The sequence below is a fragment of the Thermobifida halotolerans genome, from assembly GCF_003574835.2.
Taxonomy (GTDB): domain Bacteria; phylum Actinomycetota; class Actinomycetes; order Streptosporangiales; family Streptosporangiaceae; genus Thermobifida; species Thermobifida halotolerans.
On record NZ_CP063196.1, the window covers coordinates 2537286 to 2562465 of the forward strand.

General features: G+C 72.3%; 27 protein-coding genes. 9 read left to right on the forward strand and 18 right to left on the reverse strand.

All coding sequences use genetic code 11. The features are described from left to right. Positions 1-2520: an ABC transporter permease gene (locus tag NI17_RS11335; RefSeq protein WP_068690780.1), complete on the forward strand. Its 2520-nt coding sequence runs from the start codon at positions 1-3 to the stop codon at positions 2518-2520. Positions 2521-2558: 38 nt separating this feature from the next. Here the strand turns inward: NI17_RS11335 and NI17_RS11340 are convergent, their stop codons facing one another. Both NI17_RS11340 and NI17_RS11345 read right to left on the reverse strand, forming a co-directional pair. Further along, positions 2559-3554 carry an SDR family oxidoreductase gene (locus tag NI17_RS11340; RefSeq protein WP_068690778.1) on the reverse strand — a complete coding sequence of 332 codons (996 nt, stop codon included), beginning with the start codon at positions 3552-3554 and terminating at the stop codon, positions 2559-2561. A 387-nt stretch (positions 3555-3941) separates the two neighbouring features. After that, entirely contained in the window at positions 3942-4778 is an 837-nt protein-coding gene (locus tag NI17_RS11345; protein WP_119267537.1) for a maleylpyruvate isomerase family mycothiol-dependent enzyme, read from the reverse strand. Positions 4779-4902: 124 nt separating this feature from the next. Here NI17_RS11345 and NI17_RS11350 point away from each other — a divergent pair, with 124 nt between their 5' ends. Next, a complete protein-coding gene (locus NI17_RS11350) occupies positions 4903-5304 on the forward strand; it encodes a hypothetical protein (RefSeq protein WP_068690774.1) in 402 nt (133 codons plus the stop codon). A 130-nt stretch (positions 5305-5434) separates the two neighbouring features. Here NI17_RS11350 and NI17_RS11355 read toward each other — a convergent pair whose 3' ends face one another. The 5 genes from NI17_RS11355 to NI17_RS11375 form a co-directional block, all read right to left on the reverse strand. Beyond that, positions 5435-6214 carry a polyprenol monophosphomannose synthase gene (locus tag NI17_RS11355; protein WP_119267538.1) on the reverse strand — a complete coding sequence of 260 codons (780 nt, stop codon included), beginning with the start codon at positions 6212-6214 and terminating at the stop codon, positions 5435-5437. 77 nt (positions 6215-6291) lie between these two features. Continuing rightward, complete coding sequence (locus NI17_RS11360; protein ID WP_068690772.1) at positions 6292-7083, reverse strand: DeoR/GlpR family DNA-binding transcription regulator; 792 nt, start codon at positions 7081-7083, stop codon at positions 6292-6294. A gap of 58 nt (positions 7084-7141) precedes the next feature. Then, a complete protein-coding gene (locus NI17_RS11365; RefSeq protein WP_068690770.1) occupies positions 7142-7321 on the reverse strand; it encodes a hypothetical protein in 180 nt (59 codons plus the stop codon). A gap of 144 nt (positions 7322-7465) precedes the next feature. Then, positions 7466-8713 (reverse strand): MFS transporter, encoded by a 1248-nt coding sequence (locus NI17_RS11370; protein WP_068690768.1) that lies wholly within the window; start codon positions 8711-8713, stop codon positions 7466-7468. Positions 8714-8852: 139 nt separating this feature from the next. After that, a complete protein-coding gene (locus NI17_RS11375) occupies positions 8853-9611 on the reverse strand; it encodes a DeoR/GlpR family DNA-binding transcription regulator (protein ID WP_068690766.1) in 759 nt (252 codons plus the stop codon). 125 nt (positions 9612-9736) lie between these two features. Between NI17_RS11375 and NI17_RS11380 the strand changes: the two genes are divergently transcribed. From NI17_RS11380 to NI17_RS11405, 6 genes are all read left to right on the forward strand, one after another. Beyond that, positions 9737-10507 (forward strand): 4'-phosphopantetheinyl transferase family protein, encoded by a 771-nt coding sequence (locus tag NI17_RS11380; RefSeq protein ID WP_068690764.1) that lies wholly within the window; start codon positions 9737-9739, stop codon positions 10505-10507. Positions 10508-10668: 161 nt separating this feature from the next. Then, complete coding sequence (locus tag NI17_RS11385; protein WP_068690762.1) at positions 10669-12729, forward strand: prolyl oligopeptidase family serine peptidase; 2061 nt, start codon at positions 10669-10671, stop codon at positions 12727-12729. Positions 12730-12926: 197 nt separating this feature from the next. Then, on the forward strand, positions 12927-14105 hold the full coding sequence (locus NI17_RS11390) for a cupin domain-containing protein (protein ID WP_119267565.1): 1179 nt from the start codon (positions 12927-12929) through the stop codon (positions 14103-14105). Positions 14106-14249: 144 nt separating this feature from the next. After that, entirely contained in the window at positions 14250-15116 is an 867-nt protein-coding gene (locus NI17_RS11395; RefSeq protein WP_068690760.1) for a (2Fe-2S)-binding protein, read from the forward strand. 132 nt (positions 15117-15248) lie between these two features. Next, positions 15249-15434, forward strand: a complete 186-nt coding sequence (locus NI17_RS11400; RefSeq protein ID WP_147416839.1) for a hypothetical protein — start codon at positions 15249-15251, stop codon at positions 15432-15434. A 325-nt stretch (positions 15435-15759) separates the two neighbouring features. Further along, complete coding sequence (locus tag NI17_RS11405) at positions 15760-16440, forward strand: hypothetical protein (protein WP_068690756.1); 681 nt, start codon at positions 15760-15762, stop codon at positions 16438-16440. A 307-nt stretch (positions 16441-16747) separates the two neighbouring features. Here NI17_RS11405 and NI17_RS11410 read toward each other — a convergent pair whose 3' ends face one another. The 5 genes from NI17_RS11410 to NI17_RS11430 form a co-directional block, all read right to left on the reverse strand. Then, positions 16748-17083, reverse strand: coding sequence for a hypothetical protein (locus tag NI17_RS11410; RefSeq protein ID WP_243597689.1), 336 nt, complete (start codon positions 17081-17083; stop codon positions 16748-16750). Positions 17084-17402: 319 nt separating this feature from the next. After that, positions 17403-17834: a hypothetical protein gene (locus NI17_RS11415; protein WP_068690752.1), complete on the reverse strand. Its 432-nt coding sequence runs from the start codon at positions 17832-17834 to the stop codon at positions 17403-17405. A gap of 30 nt (positions 17835-17864) precedes the next feature. Next, positions 17865-18731: a hypothetical protein gene (locus NI17_RS11420; RefSeq protein WP_243597690.1), complete on the reverse strand. Its 867-nt coding sequence runs from the start codon at positions 18729-18731 to the stop codon at positions 17865-17867. Positions 18732-18779: 48 nt separating this feature from the next. Further along, complete coding sequence (locus NI17_RS11425; RefSeq protein ID WP_068690748.1) at positions 18780-19208, reverse strand: hypothetical protein; 429 nt, start codon at positions 19206-19208, stop codon at positions 18780-18782. Between the two features lie 21 nt (positions 19209-19229). Next, the gene (locus tag NI17_RS11430) at positions 19230-19970 is read right to left on the reverse strand and encodes a hypothetical protein (protein WP_147416841.1); all 741 of its coding nucleotides are present in this window, start codon (positions 19968-19970) and stop codon (positions 19230-19232) included. 406 nt (positions 19971-20376) lie between these two features. Between NI17_RS11430 and NI17_RS11435 the strand changes: the two genes are divergently transcribed. Beyond that, the gene (locus NI17_RS11435; protein WP_068690744.1) at positions 20377-21168 is read left to right on the forward strand and encodes a hypothetical protein; all 792 of its coding nucleotides are present in this window, start codon (positions 20377-20379) and stop codon (positions 21166-21168) included. Between the two features lie 16 nt (positions 21169-21184). Here NI17_RS11435 and NI17_RS11440 read toward each other — a convergent pair whose 3' ends face one another. The 6 genes from NI17_RS11440 to NI17_RS11465 form a co-directional block, all read right to left on the reverse strand. After that, positions 21185-21430, reverse strand: a complete 246-nt coding sequence (locus NI17_RS11440) for a hypothetical protein (RefSeq protein ID WP_068690742.1) — start codon at positions 21428-21430, stop codon at positions 21185-21187. Then, positions 21427-22374 (reverse strand): tetratricopeptide repeat protein, encoded by a 948-nt coding sequence (locus NI17_RS11445; RefSeq protein WP_068690740.1) that lies wholly within the window; start codon positions 22372-22374, stop codon positions 21427-21429. The genes NI17_RS11440 and NI17_RS11445 overlap by 4 nt, the downstream gene beginning before the upstream one ends. Beyond that, positions 22371-22823: a hypothetical protein gene (locus NI17_RS11450; RefSeq protein WP_068690738.1), complete on the reverse strand. Its 453-nt coding sequence runs from the start codon at positions 22821-22823 to the stop codon at positions 22371-22373. Before NI17_RS11450 ends, NI17_RS11445 begins: the two co-directional genes overlap by 4 nt. Then, positions 22820-23458 (reverse strand): hypothetical protein, encoded by a 639-nt coding sequence (locus NI17_RS11455; protein WP_119267566.1) that lies wholly within the window; start codon positions 23456-23458, stop codon positions 22820-22822. The genes NI17_RS11450 and NI17_RS11455 overlap by 4 nt, the downstream gene beginning before the upstream one ends. Before the next feature lie 451 nt (positions 23459-23909). After that, entirely contained in the window at positions 23910-24221 is a 312-nt protein-coding gene (locus tag NI17_RS11460; RefSeq protein ID WP_068690733.1) for a hypothetical protein, read from the reverse strand. Between the two features lie 137 nt (positions 24222-24358). Then, positions 24359-25180, reverse strand: a complete 822-nt coding sequence (locus NI17_RS11465) for a siderophore-interacting protein (protein WP_068690731.1) — start codon at positions 25178-25180, stop codon at positions 24359-24361.

The following is a 25180-nucleotide window of genomic DNA, read 5'->3' on the forward strand; positions in this document are numbered from 1 at the left end:
ATGCTGCGTACGACACTGGCCGGTCTGCGCGCCTCCCTGGGGCGGCTGACCGCGACGGTCCTGGCCATCGTGATGGGCGTCGTGTTCACCACCGGCACCCTCGTCTTCGGCGACACCCTCGGGGAGAGCTTCGCCGTGCAGGCGATGGGCTCGATGGACCGGGTGGACGTGATCGCCTTCCCCGCCGACGAACCCTCCGAAGAGGGCGAGGAGGCCGAACCGGCGCTGCTGGACGACGCCGCGCTGCGCGAGGTCCGCGACCTTCCCGAGGTGGCCGCGGCCACCGGGGTGGTGATGGCGTCCGCGCCGCTGCTGGACACCGACGGCCAAGCGGTGGGCTCGGTCCCCACCCTCGGCGTGTCGGTCGGCGGCGACGTCGCCCGCTACGAGGCCGCCGAGGGGCGGCTGCCCGAAGCCGACGACGAGGCGGCGCTGGCCACGGTCACCGCCCGGCAGAGCGGATTCGGGGTGGGCGACACCGTCACCGTGGTCGACCCCGACGGCGACAAGCACGAGTTCACCGTCACCGGCCTGATCAACTTCGGTCTGTCCATGCAGATCAGTTACCGGGGCGCGGTCGCCTTCACCCTGGACGTCGCGGAGCGGATGACCGGCGCGCCGGGCTACGCCGAGATCCACGTGCGCGCCGCCGAGGGCGTTTCCGCGGCGGAGGCGGAGTCCGCGGTGGCCGCCGCGCTGGGAGACGACGCCGAGGTGCTCACCGGCCAGGAGTACGGCGAGGAGCTGGCCGCGTCCGCCGGGGCGCAGGCCGAGGTGTTCACCACCGCGCTGCTGCTGTTTGCGGCGGTCGCGGTGTTCGTCTCCGCACTGGTCATCAACAACACCTTCGCGATCCTGGTGGCCCAGCGGCAGCGGGAGATGGCGCTGCTGCGCTGCGTGGGCGCCACCCGCGGCCAGGTGTTCCGCTCGGTGCTGCTGGAGGCGCTGGTGGTGGGCCTGCTCGCCTCCGCCGTCGGCGTGGCGGTGGGCATCGGCCTGGGCTGGGCCGGTTTCGTCGTCGGCGCGCGCTTCCTCGACGCCGCCTCCTCGGGGGCTCCGGTGGTCACGGTGACGCCGATCGTGGTCGGCATGCTGGTGGGCACTCTGGTCAGCCTGGTCTCGGCGCTGCTTCCGGCGCTGCGCGCCACCCGCGTGGCCCCGCTGGCCGCGCTGCGCACCAGCGCGCTGACCGAGGAACCGAACCGGCGCACGGGCTGGATCCGCACCGCGGTGGGCACGCTGTTCCTGCTGGCCTCCGCCGCGATGCTGACGGCGGCGCTGACCGGGCCGCCCAGCCAGTCCGGCATGGTGCTGGTGGTGGCCTCCGGCATGGTGTGCTTCGTCGGCGTGGTGGCGTTCGCCCCGCTGCTGGTGCGCGGCGTGGTCGCGGTGCTGGGCTGGCCGGTGCGCCGTGTCGGCGCACCGGGTTCGCTGGCCGTGGACAACGCGCTGCGCGCCCCGCGCCGGGCGGCGGCCGCGATGATCGCGCTGACCGTGGGCGCCACGCTCATCACCGGCTACTCGGTGATCAGCGCCTCCATGCGCGACACCCTGGAGGCCCGGCTCGACGAGCAGTTCCCGATCGACTACCGGATCTCCACCCAGTGGGACCCCGACGCCGCGGACGAGGCCACCGCCCTGCCCTCCTCGGTCGTGGCCGACCTGGAGTCCTCCCCCGCCATCGGCCGCGTGTTCACCGAACGCACCGCGGCCGACGACGAGGGCGTGTTCGTCACGGCCTATCCGGGCGCGCGGCTGGGCGTGGACGTCGGCGGCGACGTGGACGACGTGGCCCCCGGATCGGTCGCCGTCACCGAAACCGTCGCCGAGCGGCTGGGGGTCGACCTCGGCGACCCGGTGCCCCTGCGCACCGCGGCGGGCGAACTGTCCCCCACCGTCGTCGCGATCGTGGCCGACGGCGGCGTGATGTACGGCGTGGTCGCCTCCGTCGAGGACTTCGAGCGGCTCTTCCCCGACGTGCCCGACACCGTCGCCTACGTCAAGGCCGCCGAGGACGCGTCGCTCAAGGAGACGACCGACGCGATCGACGCGGCGGTCGCCGACCACCCGACCCTTCAGGTCTCCAGCGCGGCCGAGACCAAGTCGGAGTTCGAGGAGATGCTCAACCAGATGTTCCTGGCCGTGCTGGCGCTGTTGGGACTGGCGATCGTCATCGCGGTCTTCGGGGTGGCCAACACGATGGCGCTGTCGGTGCTGGAGCGCAGGCGCGAGTCGGCGCTGCTGCGGGCGCTGGGGCTGACCCGGCCGCAACTGCGCCGCATGCTCGCCGTGGAGGCGGTGCTGATCTCGGTGACGGGCGGGGCGCTGGGCGTCGCGCTGGGGCTGCTGTTCGGCTGGGCGGCGGGCAGCGTCACGCTGCGAGGGCTGATCTTCAGCCCGCCCACCGCCGAGATCGCCGGACTGCTCGCGGTGACGGTCCTGGCGGGCCTGCTCGCCTCGGTGCTTCCGGCCCGCCGCGCCTCCCGCGTGTCGATCACCGCGGAACTGGCCGACCAGTAGAGTTCACCGGTCGCCGGACACCCCGTGCCCCGCGCGGGTCACGGGGTGTTTCGTGCTGCCGCGACCAGCCGGTCCGACAGCGCCTCCAGTGCGGGGTCGACGACGGCGTGTTCGGGGTGGGCGTCGTGCCACTCGACGATCTGGCGGGCGCCCACCGCGAACGGCACGGTCGCGCCGTGCTCGGGCACCAGCGCCTTGACCTTGCTGTTGTCGAAGACCACCGAGTGGGTGCGGTCGCCCAGCAGCCCCTCCCCCACTTTCGGGTCGGCCGCCGCGATCACCTCGGAGGGCACGTGCACCAGGCGCGGCTCCGCTCCGGCGGCGGCCGCCATCAGTTCGTAGATCTGGTTCCAGGTGAGCAGTTCGTCGGAGGTGATGTGGAAGGTGTCGCCAATCGCCTGCGGGTGCCCGAGCAGTCCGGTGAACGTCCGGGCGAAGTCGGTGTGGTGGGTGAGCGTCCACAGCGAGGTGCCGTCGCCGTGCACGACGACCGGGGCGCCGCGGCGCATCCGGGCGACGTCGGTCCACCCGAAGTTGAGGGGCACCGAGACGGAGTCGTAGGTCTGCGAGGGCCGCACGACCGTCACGGGGAAACCGCGTTCCCGGTAGGCGCGCGTCAGCAGGTCCTCGCAGGCGATCTTGTCCCGCGAGTAGGGCCAGTAGGGGTTGCGCAGCGGCGTGGACTCGGTGATCGGCAGCCGCGCGGGGGGCTTCTGGTAGGCCGACGCCGAACCGATGAAGACGTACTGCCCGGTGCGCCCCTCGAACACGTCGATGTCGGCCTGGACGTGCTCGGGGGTGAACGCGACGAAGTCGACCACCGCGTCGAAGGTGCGCCGCCCCAGCGCCGTGCGCAGGGATTCGGGGTCGCGCACGTCGGCGCGGAGCGTCTCGACCCCCTCCGGTACCGCTCTGGGCGAGGAGTTGCCCCGGTTGACCAGGGTCAGGTCGATGCCCGCCGCCACCGCGTGCCGTGCGCACGCGGAACTGATGATGCCGGTGCCGCCGATGAACAGGACCCGCAACGCCGCCATGGACCGCCTTCCGTCGAGGAGGAGCGGGCGGCCGGGTGACCGCCCGAGTGTGGACCCTAGCCGTTCTGCGCCCGGCCGTGGGAGAGCGTGGTGGCGGGCGCGCCGTCGGCACCGCTTCCCGGCCGGGTGGGCGGGGCGTGCCACGCGCCGCTGGTTTCCACCGCGTACCCGCGGCCGTGCCCGTCGGGAATCCGCGGCATCCCGAGCGCGGGGACGCGCGTGGTGGGGATGTGCCCTCCGGGCAGGACGCCTCTCCCCTGGAAGCGGACGACGGCGTCGGCCGCGCCCCCGGCCTGTTCAACGGAGAAGCCGCGGCGGCCGGCGAAGTCCGGCCCGGAACCGGACTTCCCCGTCCCCGCACCTCACCGTGGAACGCCGTTGCGGGGATCAGCGGATGATCGACAGTATCTGGCAGACCGCCTCGGCGAGGTCCCGGTCGCCGTGGAGGACGCTGCGGGCCGCGGCGGTGTCCGGGTCGATGCCGCGGGTGCACAGCCGCCAGGCGGTGTCCGGGTCGAACCGGACCTCCGCCGCCGGATCGCCGCGGTCCGCCGCCGCCAGGGACCATCCTCCGGCGGCGGCCGTGGCCGTCCAGGTTCCGCCCGCGTCTCCCTCGACCACCACCCGGACCTGGGTGCCGGTCGGCGCGGGGACGCCGCGCAGAGTCTGTGGCAACGCGCGCATGAAGGTGTCCAGAACGGGGGTCAGGAACCGCGGATCGTGCGATGCCGACCGTCCCGTGGCCAGGCGGATCTGCTGGCGGTGCGTCCAGTACTCGGTGAGGTCTCGGGCGGCGTCCAGCCACAGCGGGGCCGGATCGGCGCCCGCCCACGACACCGGCAGGCTCCTGCCGTCGGGGCTGCTGCGCCTCCACAGGTCGGCGATGTGGCGCCCGGTCAGTTCGAGGGTGTCGACGAGCGCCGCCGGACTGATCCGTGCCGCCGCGTCGACCCACTGCTGGTTGACGCGGTGGATGAACGCCTCCAGCGGTTCGCCGGGCTCGGGGGCGGGGCCCTCGTGGTACCCGTCCCGGTCGCGGGCCAGCCGACCGTAGTCGTCGCCGAGGATGTGGGCCGCCGTGTCCCGCACGGTCCAGCCCGGAACCGCCTCGGCACTCCAGTCGTCGGGTGTCAGGGATCGCAGCAGGGTCAGCAGTTCCTCGCGCTCCGGCCGGAACAGGCCCCGGACGTCGATCGGTGTCCCCAGCCAAGCGAAGTCGTCCACCCGGACATCCTACGACGGAGCGCGCCGGGGCCCGGTCGGCCGTCTTTCCGATTCCGCGCTCCCGGTCTCCCCGCCTCCTCTACATTGGCCTGGCAGGGGTGAACCGCCTTCCTGAAGGGGTGGGATGAGAACGTTTCGGGTCCAGGCGAGGCGTCGGGACGGAGGATGGGAACTCCGCATCGAGGGGGTCGCGACGGTTCGGGTCGCACGGCTGACCCGGGCGGAGGCCGCTGCGCGCGAGTACGTCGCCCGAACCCTCGACGCCGCCGAGGACTCCTTCACCGTGGAGGTCGTGGCCTGTCTCGATCCGGAGACCGAACTCATGATCCAAAGGGCGCGGGAGGCGTCGCGCAGGGCCGAGCAGGCGCAGCGGGAGGCGGCGCGGCAGGCCCGCGCCGTCGTCGACAGGCTGCACCGCGAAGGGTTGAACGGCCGGGAGATCGCCCGCTGCCTGGGCATCTCCCCGCAGCGGGTCTCCCAGCTCCTGGCCGCCGCTCCGGCGCGGCGCCCCGCCGAGATCAGGTGAGCGCGGCACCGCCGCCGAGCCGCTGACCGCCGTGCCCCGGCGCCTCGGCGGCGGCCGACTCGCCGTACGGCGGTGGGTCCTGTCCGGACCGGGGCGCTTCGGGTCTCGCCGGTGTCCCGGGGCGGCGCGGCTAGCCGCGTCCGCCGCGGTGGGCCTCCCGCTCGTAGCGGCGCAGGCGGAACGGGCGCAGTGCCGACTCCACCTGGACGGCCAGGTCCATCTTGCTGCTGCCCTCGGCGCGGTCCTCGAAGTGGATGGGGATCTCCACCATCTTCTGGCCTCTGCGGTAGGCGCGGAAGTGCATCTCCACCTGGAAGCTGTAGCCGCTGCTGTGGATGCCGGGCAGGTCGAGCGCCTCCAGCGCGCCGCGCCGCCACACCTTGAAACCGGAGGTGATGTCGCGCAGCGGCATCGCCAGGATCGCCTTGACGTAGGCGTTGGCCCATCCGCTCAGCAGGCGGCGGCGCAGCCCCCACTCCGCCGACAGGCTGCCGCCGGGCACGTACCGGCTGCCGATGACCACGCCCGCGTCGGTGGACAGCAGGGTGCCCAGCAGTTGCGGCAGGTAGAACGGGGGGTGGGAGAGGTCGGCGTCCATCTGGGCGACGAACTCGGCGCCGTCCTCCAGCGCCCGGGCCATGCCCGCCACGTAGGCGCGGCCCAGGCCGTCCTTGGCGGTGCGGTGCAGCACCGTGACCCGGCCGGGGTACTCGCCCGCGAGCTTGTCGGCGATGTCGCCGGTGCCGTCGGGCGAGTTGTCGTCGACGACCACCACGCGCAGTTCCGGCAGCGGCAGTGCCATGACCTGTTCGACGAGGACCGGAAGGTTGTCGGCCTCGTTGTAGGTGGGCACGACGACGCTCAGCCGGGAGTGGGACCACGGTTCGGGAAGCGTGACCGGAGCGGGCATGGCTGTGGGCCTCCAACTGTCGACTCGGCTCAGCGTATCCGGTTGCCGGTACTCACCGGAGCCGCTCGGACACGCGGCTACTGCCCGCGGTCGGTGTCGGGAACCGCCACGTGCACGGTGGTTCCCATGTCCTCCAGGGTCATCAGCACCTCGGGGTCGGCCTGGCTGTCGGTGACCAGGTGCGCGATGTACTCGGGGGCGACCGTCTGCACCATCGTGTCCACGCCGATCCTGGTGTGGTCGGCCAGCACGATCACCTCCTCGGCGCACTCGGCCAGCGCCCGGTCCACCCCGGCCACGGCCGCGTTGGAGGTGCTCACCCCCCGTTCGGCGGTGACGCCGTGGCCGGAGACGAAGGCGCGGCGCACCCGCAGCCCGTCCAGTGCCTGCTCGGCGGCCCCGCCCACCAGGGCCAGTTCGGCTCCGCGCAGCGTGCCGCCGGTCACGCCCACCTCGACGCCGGGCGTCTCGGCGAGGGTCTGCGCGACCCGCAGGGAGTTCGTCACGACGGTCAGACCGGCTCGGTGGGTCAGTTCGGCGGCCAGCGCCGCGACCGGCGCGCCCGGTCCCATGACGATCGCGTCGTTCTCGGCCACCAGGGCCGCCGCCGCGCGGGCGATGGCCGCCAGTTCCGGAGCGACGCCGCCCCCGCGCCGCGGGGGCCGGTGCCCGGGCAGGGACGCGCCGCCCCTGCGGCGGTCCAGCACGCCCTGCGCCTCCAGGATCCGCACGTCCCTGCGCACGGTGACCTCGGAGACCTGCAACCGGTCGGCCAGGTCGCGCAGCGCCATCGTGCCGTTGGCGCGCAGCAGCTCCACGATGTGCTCCCGCCGCCGCGCCGCGAACGCGGGCCTTTCCGGTACCGACATCACGCCCCCTCACTCCTCCTGCCCGCTGCGGGCTGAGGACGATCATAGGGGCGCGCCATCAGCCGAAACGGACTCCGTGGGCGTGGAACGCCGCTTCGATGGCCTCGTCATCGACACGGTCCGCGGGATCGTCCGCGCTCTCGGGGGCCTCCCCCAGCACCAGGGCCAGGATGAACAGGATGACGAGGACGACAAAACCGGCGAGAGCGCCGATGCCCAACAGGACCAGCGGTGACATGCCGACCTTCCTCTCGTGGCCTCAGCCGACGCATTCCCGCTTTATCCGTCTCTTACACTCGCGGGTCAGCGGGTCACAGGAAGGTGGCGCGACGGACAGGCCCCGGCCGGAGTACCCGGCCGGGGCCGTGCCCGCGGGGCGGCATCAGGCGCTCGTCCCGGCGGGCGCGGTGCGGGTGGCGACGGCCCCGCGCAGCGCGGAGGCGGACAGGGCGATGGCGACGCACAGCGTGGCCGGGACCGCCAGCGCCACCGCGATGTCGACGGTGTGCGCGACGGCTCCGATGGCGACCGGGCCGCTGAGCAGGCCCACCTGCCCCATCGCGGAGACGAACCCGAGGTTGCGTCCGGCGCGCCGCGGGTCGTACTCCACGGCCGCGCCGAAGACCTGCGGGATGACGCAGGACAGTCCGGCCCCCATGATCGCGAAACCGGCGACCCCGGTGACCGCCCAGGGGGTGAGCAGGGTCAGCGCCAGTCCGGCGGCGGCCAGCAGCGCGCCGCCGCGCACGATCGTCACCGTGCCGAGGGTGGCGGTGAGTCGGTCGCCGACCAGGCGCCCGGCCGCCATGAGGGCGGAGAACGCCGAGAAGCCCAGCGCGGCCACCGCCCCGGACGCGCCGCGCGCGTCGTGCAGGTAGACCGCGGCCCAGTCGGTGACCGATCCCTCGGCCAGCATGCAGCAGAACGCCGCCGCGCCGAACAGGACGATCCGCAGCGGAATTCCCCGGGAGCGCTCCCGGGCGGGGCGGCCGGCAGCGGTCGCGGCGACGGTGTCGGGGCCGCGCAGCAGCCACCCGCGCACCGCCACGGCCAGCACGGCCAGCACCGCCGCCACGGACACGAAGGTCAGGGCGGCGCCCAGGCCGAGGAGGGCGGTCGCGCCGCCCACCGCCGCCCCGGTGAAGCCGCCGATGGAGAAGGCGGCGTGGAACGACGCCATGATCGGACGTCCGTAGCGCCGTTCGACGCGGGCGGCGTGCACGTTCATCGGCACGCCGAGCATGCCGCAGCCGAACCCCACCGCGACCAGCGCGGTGAACAGGTAGGGCAGCGAGTGGGCGAACCCGGGGCCGACGAGGGCGAGCGAGGCGAAGACGGCCGCGGGCAGCATGACGGCCGCGCTGCCGTGGCGGTCCACCATGCGCCCGGTGAACTGCATCGCGGCCAGCGAGCCGACCGCCAGGCCCAGCAGCGCCAGGCTCAGTTCGCCGTCGTTGAGTCCGGCCTGCTGCTTGATCTCGGGAATGCGCGACGCCCAGACGGCGATGATCATGCCCGCGACGAAGAAGTAGGCGACCACCGCGGCGCGGGCGCGGCGCGTCTTGGCGACCGCTTCGGGGGTGGGGACGGGGGGAACGGGGAGACGGGATTCGCGCTGGTTCTCAGACACGGCTCACCAATCCGTAGTACTCGGGACGGGATTCCCCGCGCCGAAATGGTCGAAGCCGGCGCGGAGGCGGGACTGGTACGGCGGCTCGGGACCGCCGCGTGACGTGACCGGCGCGGCTCCTGTGGGAACCGTCGTCCGGTCAGACGCGGTGGACCACCACTCCGGCGGCCCGAATCTCGGCGATGCTGTCGTCGGACGCGTCGGTGTCGGTGACCAGCACGTCGATCTCGCTGACGGGACCGACGTGTCCCATGGTCACCTGACCGATCTTGGTGGAGTCGGCCGCCAGCACCACCTGCTGCGCCGAGCGCATGGCGGCCCGCTTGATGGCGACGTCGCCCAGGTCGTAGGCGGTGACGCCGTCGGTGAGGGACAGGCCGCAGCAGCTCAGGACGGCGGTGTCGAAGCGGACCGCGGCCAGTGACGCCTCGGTCAGCGGGCCGGTCACGGCCAGCTCGCCGGGGCGTACCTCCCCTCCGGGCATGAGGAGCCTGGCGGTGTTGCCCTCGCTGAGCACCGTGGCCGCCTGGAGGGACAGCGGCATCACGGTGACGTGTCGCTCGGCGAGAGCGCGTGCCACCTCCACGACGGTGGTGCCCCGGTCCAGCAGGACCGCCTGCCCGTCGCTGATGAGTTCGCCGACCGCCGTGCCGATGCGCTTCTTCGCGTCGACGGCCATGCGTTCCCTGATGGCGTAGGGCGGTTCCTGTCCGCGCGGCAGGAGGCTGACCGCTCCTCCGTGCACCCGCCGCAGCACGCCCTTGTCGGACAGGTGGTCGAGGTCACGTCGGATGGTCATCTCCGAATGCCCGGTGAGCTCGGCGAGCGCGGCAACGCTCACCTCGCCCTCGGCACGCAGGCGGGCCACGATGACGTCCATCCGCTCGGCACTGTCCATGACTCAATTCAAACACAGAACATGTTCGTTCGTTGGTTTTTCGACCCCTGAACCTGTGTGAACTATCAACACCGGTGAGTGAGGCGGGGCACAGCGGCCACGGCGCCTGCCGCGTGGGTCACAATATGGGGGTGTCCTCCACCCCAGCCCCCGCCCACTGCGACGTCTGGTGGGCCGCCCCCGCCCTGGCCTCCCCCGCGCTGCTGGAACTGCTGGACGACGCGGAGCGGGCACGGCACGCCCGGTTCCGCCTACCCGCCGACCGGGACCGCTATGCGGTCGCACACGCGCTGGCCCGACTGCTGTGCGCCGGCGCGGCCGACTGCGACCCGCGCGAGGTGACGTTCCTGCTCCACTGCGGCCACTGCGACCGGCCCGAACCGCACGGCAAACCGCGACCGGCGGGCCCCGCCGCGGGCTGGGAGATCTCCATCACCCACTCGGGAGAGCGGGTCGGCGTGGCGGTGAGCCGCGGACCGGCCGTGGGACTGGACGTGGAGCGGATCGCCGAGCGCGACCTGGACGGCCTGGTCTCCTACGCGCTCACCGAGCGGGAGCGGGCCGTGCTGGACGCGGCCGCCGACCACGAGCGCGCCCCCGGCTTCTTCACCTACTGGTCACGCAAGGAGGCGCTGCTCAAGGCCACCGGGCAGGGACTGTCCGGCGGCCTGACCTCGGTCGAGGTCAGCGGCCCGCACGAGGCCGCGGCCGTGCTGTCGTGGCGGGGCCCCGCCGCCCCCGAGCGGGTGTGGCTGACCGACCTGGACGCGGGCGGCGACTACCGAGCCGCGCTGGCGGTGCTGGCCGACGGCCCGGTGACGGTGGCCGTCCACGACGCCTCCGCCCTGCTGCGCTCCCCGCACGGGCGCCCCGGTCCGCGGCCCTTCGCGCACTGAGCGCGGAACCGCTCCGCGCGCGAGGGGCCGCCACCGCGAAAGTGCGAGGTCCGCGCGGTCGGCGGCACGCCAAACGTGCCGTCACGGCCACATTCCTGTCCTGGCCGGGTAAGCCGTTCCTGCCTTGACCCGCTTTCGGCCGCGTTGATGTATTGCAAAGCGTGCGCAGCAACCCGCCGGTCCTCTCCACTCCCGACACGGTCCCCGACCCCTACCGCTGGCTGGAGCGGAACGACTCCCCGCGCAGCGCCCGCTGGCTCGCCGAACGGGATGCCGAGTTCCGGGCCGCGGCCGCCGCCTGGCCGCTGCGCCACGCCCTGGCCGCCGACATCCGGTCCCTGCTCTCCGCCACCCAGTGGTCACCGCCGGTGCGCCGCGGCGGTCTACTGTTCGCCACCCGCCGCGACGGCGGGGACGAGCACCCCCGACTGGTGGCCGTCGACCCCTCGGGCCGCGAACGCGTCCTGTTCGACCCGGCCGCGCACGACCCGAGCGGCGCCACCACGCTGGACGCCTGGGAACCGAGCCCCGACGGCCGCCTGGTGGCGGTGCAGACCTCCAGCGGCGGCGTGGAGCGCGGGGCGCTGCGGGTGCTGTCCACCGCCACGGGCGAGGACGTCGAACCCGCGGTCACCGGAGTGCGCTACGCCCACGTGGCGTGGCTGCCCGCGCGCTGCGGCCCCGCGTTCTACTTCGTGCGCCGCGACGACACCGACGGACGGCGCGGGGTGTGGCTGCACCGGGTCGGCGGCGGCGCGGACACGCTGGTGCACCCGTGCCACGCCGCGCGCACCGTTCCCGGGGTGCGGCTGCGCCGCGACCGGTGGCTGCTGGTCACCGAGAGCCACGGCACCGGGCACAGCAACGACCTGTGGCTGGCCGACCTGGCCGCGTCCCCGCCCGAGGCCCCCCTGCTGCGTCCGGTGCACGTGGGCCGAGACATCGAGTCCGAGGCCGACGTCGGCCCCGACGGCCTGCTGTACCTGCGCACCACCCACGGCGCGCCGCTGCGCCGGGTCTGCGCGGCCGACCCCGCCGCCCCCACGCCCGAACACTGGCGCGAGGCGGTCCCCGAGGACCCCGAGGCCCCCCTGGACGGCTTCGCGGTGGCGGGCACGGCCGAGGCGGTGCGGGTGGTGTGCTCCCGCATCCGGCTCGGCATCAGCGAACTGCGCGTCCACTCCCCCGGCGGCGCGCGCCCCGCCCGCGCGGTCCCGCTGCCCGGGGAGGGCATGGTCACCCAGGTGACCGCGGAACCGGACGGCACGGTGCACTTCTGCTACGCCGACGTGGCCACCCCGCTGACGGTGTTCGAGTACCGGCTCGACGGTGTGCCCGAGCCCTGGCCGCCGTCCGCCGCCCCCGCCCCGCGGCGCCCCCGGATCGAACGCCGCGCGCTGGAGTGCGTCTCCTCCGACGGCGTGCGGGTGCCCGTCACGCTCTTCGCCGCGCCCGGCGCCCCGCCCGGCCCCACCGTCCTGCACGTCTACGGCGGCTTCGGGCGGCCCCGCCAGTTCGGGTTCTCCGCGACCGTGCTGGCCTGGCTGCGCGCGGGCGGCCGCTACGCGGTGGCGCACGTGCGCGGCGGCGGCGACCTCGGCCGCGCCTGGCACCTGGCCGGGGCGGGCAGGCACAAGGTGCGCGCGGTACGCGACCTGGTCGCCGCCGCGGACTTCCTCGTCGCCGCGGGCGAGTGCGCCCGCGAGGAGCTGTGCCTGTCGGGCGGCTCCACCGGCGGACTGCTGGTGCTGGCCGCGGTCGCCCGCCGCCCGGACCTGTGCGGCGCGGTCATCGCCTCGGCGCCGCTGGCCGACATGGTCCGCTTCCAGAAGCTGGGCCTGGGGTCGATGTGGACGCGCGAGTTCGGCACGGTCGCCGACCCCGACGACTTCGCCGCCCTGCTGGACTACTCCCCCTACCACCGGGTGCTGCGCTCCTCCCCCGCCCCCTACCCGGCGGTACTGCTCACCGGATTCGACGGCGACACCCGCACCGACGCCGCGCACCCCCGCAAGATGTGCGCGGCGCTGCTGGAGCGGGCCACCGGTCCGGCCCCGGTCCTGCTGCGCTACGAGCGCGGCGTGGGGCACGGACCGCGCGCGGTCACCCGCGCCATCGAGCTCGCGGCCGACGCGCACGCGTTCGCTGCCGCGCAGACGGGGCTGTCCCCGACCCGCCGGACCTCGGCGGGCGCGGCCCCGACCGCAAGAGAGATGAGGTGAAGACGATGGACGACAACCTGTTCGACGTCGAGGTCGAGGACCTGCCGGAGGTCACGTCGCGGGACGTCACCGCGGGTGGCGACAACGACGGCACCGACGGCAGCTCCGACTTCATCTGAGCCGCACACCGCCGGGGCCCGCGGGCCCCGGCGGTCCCCTCCCCGTCCCAGGCGCCGCCCGACCCCGGAAAGGATCCGATGACCGACCGCCTGTTCACCGAGACGCTGCTCGCCGCCGTGGGCGAGGACCTGCTGAGCACCCGGCTGTCGGAGGACTTCGTCCGCGCCGACGTCGGCGCGGCGGCCGTGGAGCCGCTGCTGACCTTCCAGGCGCTCAGCGACCTGCTGAGCACCCACCAGTTGGAGCCGCCCCGGCTGCGGCTGCACCGCGCGGGCAGGCCGGTCCCGGTCGGCGACTACACCGACCCCGGAGAGGCGTCGGGGGTGGCGCGCCGCCTGGTGCGCCCCGAGGCGCTGTACGAGCAGCTGCGGCAGGGCGCGAGCCTGGTGCTGGACGGCATCGACCGGCTGCACCCGCCGATCCGCGCCGCCGCCGACGACCTGATGCGTCTGGTGCGCGAGCGCGTGCAGGTCAACCTGTACCTGATCTGGGGCGACTCGCACGGGTTCGACACCCACTGGGACGACCACGACACGTTCATCGTGCAGCTGGCCGGCACCAAGCACTGGAAGGTGCACGGCCAGGGCACCCGCCCCCACCCGATGAAGGAGGACGTCGACCACTCGCACCGCCCACCGCAGACCGCGGTGTGGGAGGGCGTGGTGCGCCCCGGCGAGGTGCTGCACGTGCCGCGCGGCTGGTGGCACACGGTCACCGGCACCGGCGACGTCAGCATGCACCTGACCTTCGGATTCACCCGCGCCACCGGCGTCGACTGGGCGCGCTGGCTGGTGGAGCGGCTGCACGAGGTGGAGTTCGCGCGCACCGACCTGCCCCGCTTCGGCACCCCCGAGGAGCGCCGCAAGCACCAGCACGAGCTGCTGCGCCGCCTCATGGACCTGGCCGAGCAGCACGACCTGGACGCGTTCCTCGCCGACCGCGACTCCCGGTTCCCGCGCCGCCAGTCCTTCTCGCTGCCGTGGGCGGTCGACGGCGCCACGCCGGAGGCGGACACCGTGGTCGAGTTCACCCCGATCCTGCCCGCGGCGCTGCGCGAGGACGGCCAGAAGGTCGCGCTGACCGTGGCGGGCCGCCGCTACGCGTTCCCCCGGGCGGCCCAGCCGATGCTGGAGGCGCTGGCCGAGGAGCGCACGCTGACCGTGGCCGAACTCGCCGAGCGCGCGGGCGAGGCGGTGGACACCGCGGCGGCGCTGGTGCGGGTCCTGGTGCGGCACCACCTGGTGCTGCTGCGCTGAGCCCGGCTCGTCCCTGTGACCTGGGATTGCGCCGGTACGCCGGAATTGCCAACCGAAGTTAATTTAGGCTAGCCTCATTTCTGCGACCGCAATCGTGCGCGACCTGTCGCGCCGTCCCGCTTCCGCAGAAGGGGCTTTTCCGGCATGGCACACCAGCGTCACCCGCTCACGACGGTGGTCGACGCCTGCGCGCCACTGAGGTTCGCTCCGCTGCCCGACCTGCGCGCCTCCGGCCTGGTCCGGGGCGGCGGGGAGAGCGACGTCGAGCGGTGGCACCGCGCCGACCTGATGGCCTCCGACGGCGCGCTGGGAGAGGTCTACGACGGTTTCGTCGCGGCCACCGAGCCCGGCCACCGGCTGCCCGCGGCCACGCACTTCCTGCGCGCGCTGCTGCGCGAGCCGATCTTCCTGGTGTCGGCGGGCCTGTACCTGACCGGCCGGGCGCCCCTGCTGGACGCGGGCCGCCTGTGGTTCCCGGTGCGCGCCGACCGCACCCTCGGCACCCCGCTGGTGACCGGGGCGCGGGTGGCGGTGGCCGCCGACGACGCCTTCGCCGACCACCCCGACGCGATCGCCGTCGCCGACGCCGACGAGGTGACCCGGATCGCGGCCGGTGCGCTGGTGAGCGCGTTCACCCCGGTCGTCGACGCCGTGCACGCCCACACCCGGCTGGGGAAGCGCACCCTGTGGGGCTGGGTGCTCGACACCGCGCACTTCTACATGCTCAACCCGGCCCGGTTCCTGGGCCGCGACGCCCGGGCGGCGTGGGAGCGCGCCGACCGCATGGCCGACGCCATGATCGCGGCCGGAGCGGTCACCCGCTCCCGGCCCCGCCTGTTCCCGTTCCGCGAGGACCACCCGCGCGGCACCTGGGCGGTGCGCGGCACCTGCTGCTTCGACTACAAGGGCGACCCCGAGCACGGCTACTGCACCACCTGCCCCCTCAAGTGCGACACCCAGCGCCGCGACGAGTTGCAGGAGTGGCTGCGCAACCCGTCCCTGGCGCCCTGATCCCCGGTGGTTCCGCTTCCGGGGTCACCGGGAGTGCTCATCCGCGGCCCGGAAGCGAGACCACCGGTCCGGTCTACTGCGCACCTCATGTCCGAGGGTAGTCTTCTGGTGACCCCCGGAGGTGAACCGAACGTGAAAGCCACCCTCCACCCGGTGTTCGGCCTGCTCGCCGCGGCCCTGTCCGCGTCGATCCTCGCCGTCGACCTGCCCCACTACGCCACCGCGGCCTCCGCCGCGCTGGTGCTGCTCCTCGCCGTCTGGCTGGCGCTGGCCGTCCACGGAACCAGGAGGCGTCGCAGCCGCCCCAACTCCCGGTGATCCTGTCCGGGAACCGCCGTGAGTGCCCGACCGGCGGTCCCGGGGACGGGCCCGCCGGCTCCCGAACGGTGTTCTGGCCACTTCCGGCCACGGGAGACGGCCGTTCCCCCTCCTCGGACCTGGAAGACTTGGGAGGAGCGGAGGCGCCCGCACCGCGGGGCCACGGACACGACCTGGTCGTACCGGGGTCCGAAGGACCCGCTTTCCCTTGGCGCGAAGCCCTCTTCTGCTGCCGCTGCTCCGTCCCGCCTGGGCGGTACGGATCCGGCCGGGCCGTGCGGGTGCGTCTCCGCCTGACTCCCACCCCCTGCATCAGGAGACCGACGTGCCCTTTCCCGCCGACCGCTGGCTGACCGTCCCCTCGACGATCGCGGTCCTGGCCGCCACCGGCTGCTCCGGTATCGCCGACCAGGTCGCGGAGTCGATCGAGAACGCGGCACGGGGGGAGATCACCGAGTTCGAGGATCTCTCCGTACTGTGCGGGGACATCGGCGGCGGTTTCCCGGAAGCCGCCGCCCGCTCCGGCTCAGGACCGCGTCCGACCGTGCTGTTCTTCGACTCGATCGCGGCCGACAGCGACACCACCACCGGATACGAGCTGGCCGCACCGCGCGAGGACCTCGCGCCGGACGCCACCCCCATCGTCGGCTGGCATCCGGACAGTCTCGACCAGACCGAACTCCTGGTCTGCGCGGAGGGCCACGGAGCGAAGGAGGAACTGCACACCTGCGACTACGCCGACGACTGGGGCTCGGGCAGCAGCACTCTCGCGGTCCCGATGTTCAGCCAGGAGTTCTCCTTCACCGTCTACGAACTGGCCACCGGCCGCGTTGTCCACGAGACCGAGATGCTCGCGACGAACGGCAGTTTCATCGGCTCCGGCCTGACCACCGACTGCCCCTCCTTCCTCCAGTACGACCCCCAGCCCACCGAGCTGTACGCGCAGCCCAACGCCGACGACATCCACGCACTGCTGGCGGAGACCGTGGAGGGGAAGGCTGCCTGACGGCCTCCGCACCCCCTCTCCGGCACCCGGGAGGGCGTTCACGTATCCGATGCGGCCCGGGACGGGACCATCGTTGCGCCACGGGAGGCGAACCGCATTCGAAACCCCTCCCCCACCCGGTGTTCGGCCTCTGCCCGCCGCGGCCCTGTCCGCGTCGGTCCCCGCAGTCGACCCGCCCCACACGCCACCGCGGCTCCGCTCCCTCGCCCCCACAGGACACCGCCCCGGAGTGACCGGTGCTCCTGCTTCGCGTGGGGGCGCGGGCGGCCCCGGCACGGCCGACGCTACCCAGGGGACGGTGACGGGGTCACGGGGTCTCCTCCGGGGGGTTCGAGGAGTGGTCCCGGGCGCGCAGCAGGCCGGGGGCGGCGTAAACCCAGCGGCCGTCGACCTCCTGGTAGAGGCCGGAGACCCGGAAGCGGGTGAGGAAGAGGAAGCGTTCGGTTCCGTGGTCCCGGACCAGCGCGGCAAGGTCGGCGGCGGGGATGGTCAGGCCGTCGAGCGGTCCGGCGTACAGGGTCACGAGGTCGGTGGTGTTGTCCATGCGGTGCCGTGCCAGTTCAGTTGTCGAGGGTTCCCACACCCGGAGGTGCGGTCTCCGGTGCGGGACGGCTGCGGGGGTGCGGGCCCGCGGCCACCTCATCGATCCTGACATCTGAGGGCCGCAACCGCAGGCGATTGCCCGTTTTGGCAGGATCGTCGCGGTCCGGACGGCGGGAGGGGCGGCCCTCCCGCCCCTGTCGGTACCGGCGCGGTCGAGAGGAGCGGCGTGATCCCCACGGTGGGTTCTCGGCCTGGTGGTTGGTCGTTGGTGGAAGGCGGCGCTCGCGACCGGCGCAGTCGTGTGGCCTGCCGCACCCCCGAGGACCCGACGGAGGAGTGCGGTTCCGGCTGCGGCACCCCGGCCGTTTCGGTCCCGAACACCACAAGGCCCCACCGGGGTCACCGCACGGAGCAGTCCTTCAGAAGAAGACGAGCCGAACCGCTCCGACTGCGGTGACAACAACTCCGGCCACACCCAGCGCGAAGAAGAAGAGATCCACGGCGTAGACGGCTGTGCGCAGACGCCTTTCCCCGGCCACCTCTTCAGCGGGGGTCTTCTCGGGCTCCACTCCCAACTGGTCCAGCAGAGCGTCGACGGAGAGGGGACGGGGGATGACCGGGGCGGCTTCCCTCTCCGCCGCCCCTCCTCTCTCCTTCTCTCTCACTTCCTCAGCCGTGGCCTCCGCGTCGGCAGCGATCAGTTCCGCCATCCTCAACAGCCGCCCCCGGTCGACCCTGTTCTTGGCGGCGATGCGAGATTCCGCGCCGACCTCACTGAGCACCCCCTCGAAAGAACGCACAAGAAGAAGAGCGGAAAGGATGAATACCGCCAGCAGCAGAAGAGCGCTCACCTTTCACCTCCCCACAACCGAAGGACAGCGCTAGGCACCGCGTTCCGCATCGTTCCTTCTCCTTCCGGAACCTCCCACCCGCCTCTGCTCCCGCCGAGCCGCAAGCTGGTTTCTCACAATCGTCTGCCCGCCTCCCACACTCACACTTCCTCCGGTTCCCCCCGAGTACGCGCTCATATCATTCTCCACCTTCTGGACCAGTCCGGCCACCGGCTCGGACTCGGGAAGAGAGGTGACCAGTCTGTTCCGACATCTCCCGATCCTCAGTTTCCCATCCCGCAGCTCCATCCCCCTGGTTCTGGACCAGGAATTCACGTCGAAGCCGTCCAGAGCACGAATCAGCCCTTCCACCCCGGAGCCCCTGAAAGCGCCGGTCAGCCTCCGCTCCCCTATAACGGACAGAAATTCCTCGACCTCGATGTTCACTCTGGCCAAGAAGTCCGGATCAACCTCCTCACCTCTTTCCTCAGAGATACTCATCACCTCCAGTGCGGATCTCAGAGCACCGGAGAATCTATAGAAATCCCTCTTGAGAGAGGAGATATGGCCTTCTCCCTGGGCGATCTCCTTATCCACCTCCGACCTGACGGCATCGAACCTCGCCATTTCCTCCTCAGGATTCTTTATCCTCTCCAGGGCCTCTTCGATCTTGATGTTCAGAGAATCGACTTCGGCCGCCAACTTCTCTATCGACTGACGAAGATCCTTCTCTCCCAGAGTGACGCCACGGGAGTCCCTCGCCATCTTCTTCAGGTCGCTCGCCAGAGTCAAATCAAAACGATCCGTCTCCCTGACGGCCGCGTTGATAGCCTTCTCCACCTTCTCCTTGTAGTTGAGCCTCCTCCGTATCGCGACGATCCGGTCGAGGCCCGCAGCCACCGCGAAGGCTCCCGCCATGACCACGCCCTCGACAAGGCTGATATTGAAACCAAATACATCCACATCTCAGCCAAAGAACACCAGGCTCGCAAGAGCGAGCAGAACCAGGAGGTCCACAGCCAGACCCCTCAGCACTTTTCCGTTGAACACACTGCGCGCATCGCGGAATCTTCTCCCGTTCCCCGAAACGAGGGAGACTTCACTCTCCGCCCGACCGCAGTCATCCTGGACAGCGAGTCTCAGTTCCTCGATCCTCTGCTTCTTCCTGGAACTGCTCCCCGATGTCCTCCCGCGGACGATCTCTTCCAGGGCAAGCAGGTTTTCAACCGCTCCCACCAGCGCGGTCCGGGCAGCACCCAGCGTCCTTCGGACCTGCAGAGAGTCACTTCCCCCATGAGAACTGTCCAGGGAGTGAAACCCCGAGTGAATGAAGACGACCCTCGTCACCGTGCGTACAAGCACACAGAAGACGAGAGTCCAGAAGAAGAAGTACACGAGTCCTCCCGAAAGAATTAGCTATCTTCCCAGGCCGCTTCTGCCACCGTCCTCTCCTCTGTGCCCCCATGCCCTCCGCGCCGCCCGCGCCGCGGCCTGGGCCCGTCCGATCATTCCCCTCGTGTTCTCTCCTCTTCCGCCACCCCGCTCGGGTCTGTCTTGCGACCCTCCTCTGGTCCTGCTTCCAATTTCGCCCGCACAGGGGTGGGCCGACACTATTTCCGAGAGGCTCTTGACGGCTTTTCCAAGGCGGTCGTCATCGCTCTTCAGGGTACCGACACTGACCTTGACCGAGTTCTTCAGCCTTTCGGCCTCCTGCATCACATCGTCGACCGGTCCAAGTCTCCTTTCCAACTCTTCACTCACCCTCTGAACGACCTGCTTCTCCCGCTCCCAGTCGGTCCTCACCTCCACAAGCGGAACCAACTCGGCCGTGTGGCGAGCCTTCTCCCTGGTCATCCTGTCGATCTCATCGGTCGGAAGGAACTCGCCTCCGACGACATTACTCCTCTCATCGCCCTCTCTCTCGCTCGTCCTCCCCGAAATCCTTCCATTTTCTATGCTCAACTTCGCCAGCACGGCCTGGCCCCTCCACGGGAAGAGCACGCTTCCCGTCCTGGGAACCTTACTGAGCTCTCTCGACCAGGGAAACCTACGAATCGGCTCTCCTGTCTCTATCGCTCTCTCCACACTTCTCTGCAGAGATTTATGACGGATCTCCCTGAGGATGCTGACAACAGCAAAAGAGACCGCTATCCCCACACACGCAGCAAAGGTCCCACTTCCTACGTCCAAGGCCCTGAGAAGCGAAAGGACCGGCCCCACAGAGTCAACCCCCAACCCGCAAGAGATCCACCACCAAAAACCAGAGGGCTCCGTTTCACCCCCCAAGGGGGACAAAATCCGGGGAGATCCTAACGTCTCCACGCCAACAACCCCAGAACGGAAGGTACCAATGCCGTAACTCCGCGCCCTCCGGGGAGTGCCAGGTTCCGGCCACCCGGTATTCGACCACGGATTTCTCACCGCTCGGTCCCGGTCAGCGCATGCGTGTCCGCATGTTCGATGCGTTCAGCCGAATCGGGTCCGGTGTCATCGGCGCGAATACACCCATGCGTGGGATTCTTCTCCGGAACCCCCCGTCTCCCCTGTCCCACGGAGAAACCGCATGCGTTCCCCCGTCCGCTCCACCGTTCCGGTCGCCCTGTCCCTCCTGGTGCTCACCGGTTGTGCTCCCCTTTTCGGTCCCGACCTGGAGGAGTTGCTGCTTCCCCGCAACGCCTTTCCCAACTACACGGCGGAAAGCGTCGACGCCGAGGTGGTCCGGCAGGGACCGTCCTCGCCCTCGTTCGAGGAGATCGAACCACCGGAGTGCGCCACGGCCCTGGCGGAGGGACGCCCCGACCTGCTTCCGGAGGAGGTCGAAGAGGTCGCGGCGCAGACCGCGACACCGAACAGGAGCGGCGCCCCGGAGACCGTGTACCACTACACGCTGGCCACCGGCGACCTCTCGGGCACCCCCGACCCCGAGGCGGTGAAGCGGCTGCTCTCCGACTGCTTCACCTTCACCGGCCGGGTCGAGGACGAACCGGTGAAGGGCGCCTTCCAGAGCCTGACCAGCACCTCCCTGCCCGAAGAGGGCGACGGCGTCCTCATGACCTCCACCCCCGCGGGCGGCGGCCCCGCGGTGGAGGTGCGGATGGCCTGGGGCCAGGTGGCGGAGGTCCACTTCTCCCTGGTGGCGGTCACCCTCGGCGCCGACGCCTCACCGCTCTCCCCGATGGACCTCACCGTCGAATGCTCCCTGGAGGCCACCTCCACCCCTCCGGACCCCGACGAGATCATGGAGTGCACGGACCGCATGCGCGAACAGGTCATCGAGGACGCGGCCACCGAGCGCGCCGACCGCTTCGACGCACTCCTGGCCAAGGCCGTGGAACGGCTGGAGGAACGGGCCTGACCTTCGGAGCCGCTCGTCACTCCTGCGGCCCCAGGGTGATCGAGAAGCCCCCGGAAGTGAGGCTCTCCCAGATCTGGACGACGATGTCGTAGGCCATGGCGCCCAGAAACGACAGCAGCAGAAGGACCGCCAGGCAGCCGGTGCAGGCCAGCGTCTCCGAACACGACGGGGCGTGGCTCCTCTCCAGCCCCGCCTCCGCGTCCCGCAACTCCCGCTCGGTCCGCTGGCGGTCCTCGTTCTCCCAGTACTCCTCGGAGCTCACCGTCGTTCTCCCCCGGTCCGGGTACGGTCGTCCCGGTGGAGCGCGAGCGGCCCGGCACGGACGCGCTCGGCGTCATCGGCGCGTTCGTGGGTCGGCCCGGTGTGCGCCTCCCGACGCAGTTCGTCGAGGCGGCCCAGCGCCCCGGGCATGTCGTGCTCGGCGACCAGGCGCGCCGCGAGGACGCGGAGGAGGTGTGACTCCTCGGAATCGTCGGCGAGGACGCGCTCGGCGGCGGCGACGGCGTCGCCGACCGCCTGGTCGGCCTGGTGGAGCAGTCCGGCCTCGGCGTAGACCCGGCCCAGTCGGAGCCGCCACAGCACCGCGGGCGCGCCGTCGGCGTCGGTGGACGAGACGACCAGGCGCTGCAGGATCTCCGCGGCGGCCGCGGTCCTCCCCCGGTCCGCCAGCCGGTGGGCCAGGGCCTCCCGACGTGCCCGGTCGGCCAGCCGGTCGCGGGGCGTGAGCATCCCGGCGGCGACCGGCAGCAGCGCGCCCAGCACCGCGACGAACCCGCCGATCGACGGCCCGATGTCCAGCGGGGTCCCGTCGGCGGCGGGAATCTGGCCGACCTCGGTGATGTCCAGCACCGACCAGGCCAGCGCGAGCAGTCCGCCGCCCAGCAGCACGGCGCGCTGCCGGGGAAAGGACCGGTCGAACAGGGACGGGACCGCCGCGACGGCCACGGCCAGGCCGATCGCGGCCAGCAGCAGTCCGTCGCCGCCGCGCCGCCCCGCGCGGGAGCCGAGCAGGTCGTAGCCCTCACCACTGGGCTGCCGCCCGTAGGAGACGAGGTCGGCTTCGGCTCCGCCGATCCAGGGCAGTGCCAGTCCGGCGAGCAGCAGCAGGACCGCCCCGGCGAGTGCCGCCAGGGCCGCGCGGCGGTGCGGGGACAGCGCCCGCACCCGGTCGAGGAGGGCCGGGGCGGGGGGCGTGGGAGGGGTCACGACGGCAGCCTTCCGATCTCGGCGACCAGTTGGGAGACCGCGACGAGCGGGGTCAGGACGGTGAGGGCGATCCACAGCGGGACCAGCGCCCAGCGCAGCACCGCCAGGCGGGTGCCGCGCAGCAGGGCGGCGAGGCCGAACACCGGCCCGGGGATGAGCAGCAGCAGGGTGAGGACGGACAGCACGCCCCGCGCCAGGCTGTCGCCCGGGGCGGGAAAGAGCGGGGCCAGGAGGCTGTCGGAGGCGAGCCAGGCCAGCAGTTCGGCCAGGGTGCCCGCTCCGGCGAGGACGCCCCTGGCCACCATGCCGAGGACGAACAGCGGGATGCCGATGACCACCCAGAAGAACGTGTCCATCTCCCGGCGGAACTCGCGGTGTCTGGCCGCCTCCAGTTCCTCCATGAAGCGGATCTGCGGGTCCAGCGGGTCGTAGCCGACGTAACCGGTCACGGTGCCTCTCCTTGCCGTTGCGCCATGTCGCGGACCCGGCGGGCGGCGCGGTGCCGGGTGATGCGGGTGAGGACGGCCAGGAGGGCCGCGCCGAGGGCGAGCAGTGCGCCCGAGACGGGGATCGCGGTGGGGGCGTTGCGGATCGGCGGGCCGACGGTGACGACGACGTCGTCGGTGACGGTGTCGTCGGTGACCTCCAGCACGTAGTCGCCCGCGGGCAGGTCGAGTTCGAACACGGCCATGCCGCGGACGGGCAGCCCGCCGCGGAACCCGGAGTAGTCGAGCAGGGAGCCGTTCCCGCGGGCGGTCGGCAGCTCCCCGCCGTCGTGCTCCAGCGTGGCCGCCACCTCGCGCTCCACCGGGAGCAGCCAGGTCATCGGGTGCGGCGGGTCGGTGCGCGGGACCTCCAGGTAGACGACGTGGGTGGCGGGTTCGTCGACGGAGAACTCCACGACGTGCGGGGTGGTCTCGGCGGCGCGGTGCAGGGCGGCGCCCTGCGCGGCCTTGTCCGCCTCGTTGGAGAACTGCCACAGGAAGAACAGGCACACGCCGGTGAGCCACAGCAGGGCCGCGGCGGTGTACCACCATCGCGGCATCCCTGTCGGCACGAAGTAGTGGGGGCGGGGTGGCGGCATGGGACCGTCCTCGGAGGGGCGGGGGCTGGGCTGGTTCCACCGGTCCTCTCTCGGACAGGGCCCCCGGGGCGCGGCCGTCTCGTTGTCACCGCGGGGCCGAGGAGTTCCGTCGCATCCCGGCGGTGGCTCCGGACAACCGGCTGGCCCCGGTGTTCTGCCCGGGGTCCGCCTCGCCCGGTCGACGCGGGCGGCGGGCGGCGGTCCGCTCCCGGGTCTCCTTCAGGGCGGGCTCCCCGGGACGTGGGAGTCCGGGTCCGCGCGCGTCTCGGGGCCGGCCCCGCCGCCCGCCGGGCGCACCGGGGCCTCGTCCCCCGCCCGTCCCCGCCGTCGGCGCTCGCCGTCCACGTGTCCTCCTCGCCGCGTTCGGGAAACTCCGCAGACCGCTCCGGCGCCGCCCCCGTCCCCGTGTCCCCCGGTGTCGCCGTCGACCCGTCGCGGCGTGCTCACCGGTTCACGCGCGGGCCTGTCCGGGCGCCGGGTCGCGGCCGGGGCTCGGACGGCGGCCGTAGCGCCACTTGAGGTACTTGCCCTCGCGTTCGGCCCGGCGCATCTCGGCGTAGAGTCCGTCCGGGTCGGGCGCGGAGACGACCTGGCCGCCCTCGGGCAGCGGCCAGCGGGCGAACGCCCAGTACCGGCGGGTGTAGGGACCCCACAGCACCACCCAGGCGCCCTGCTTCTGCCACTCGATGTGCGCGGCGACGCCGCGGCGGTCGGGGTCGTGGAACTCCCCCTCCGCGCGGCCCGTTCCAGCACGCTTGCCCACCGGTTGTCCTCCACGCTCGACGGGGGCGGTACTCCGCTCCTGTCAAGCGTCACACGCCCACCGCCGGGTGAAAAGACCAGAAATGGCGATCGGGCCGGATGCGGTCACCCGCGTCCGGCCCGTGCCGCCGGTGTCGGCTACTCGTCGTCCTCGTCGGAGGCGTGGTGGTCGAGGTTGGACACGCCGCGCCGCCAGTAGCCGTCGACCTCGAAGTCGCGGCCGCGCACCAGGCCGCGCTCCTTGAGCAGGCGGCGGATCGGCTTGAGGGCGTCGGCCTCGCCGCCGACCCAGACGAACACCCCCTCCTCGGGCAGTTCCGTCTTCTCCAGGGCGCGTAGCAGCAGGTCGGTGGTGCCGGGGGCGGCGCCGTCGCGGTGCAGCCAGGTGATCTCGGCTCCGGCGGGCGCGTCCAGTTTCTGCTCCTCGGCGGCGTCGGCGACCTCGAAGAACGCGGTGACGCGGGCGTCGCGCGGCAGTTCCTCGACGCGGCGGGCCGCGGCGGGCAGCGCGGTCTCGTCGGCGAGCAGCACGTGGTGGTCGTAGTCCGGGTAGTGGACGGTGCCGCGCGGCCCCAGCACGCCGAGGCGGTCGCCGACCCTGGCGTTGGCCGCCCAGCGTCCGCCGGGGCCGTGCTCGTGGACGACGAAGTCGACGGTGAGCAGTCCGGCCTCGGGGGCGAAGCGGCGCACCGTGTAGTCGCGGTAGATGACGCCGGGGTCGCGGAAGTTGAGGCAGCGGTCGTCCTCGACGACGGGGAGCACGTGCTCGCCGGTGTCGGGGTTGGGGAACCACAGTTTGACGTGGTCGGCGAAGTTGTCGCTGCGCAGCCCCTCGATGTCGGGGCCGCCGAGGTGGACGCGGACCATGCGGGGGGTGATCCGTTCGACGCTGACGGCCTCCAGCACCCTGGGCTTCAGGGGGTACATCTCGACACTACGCTCGCGCACCGCGGTGGACAT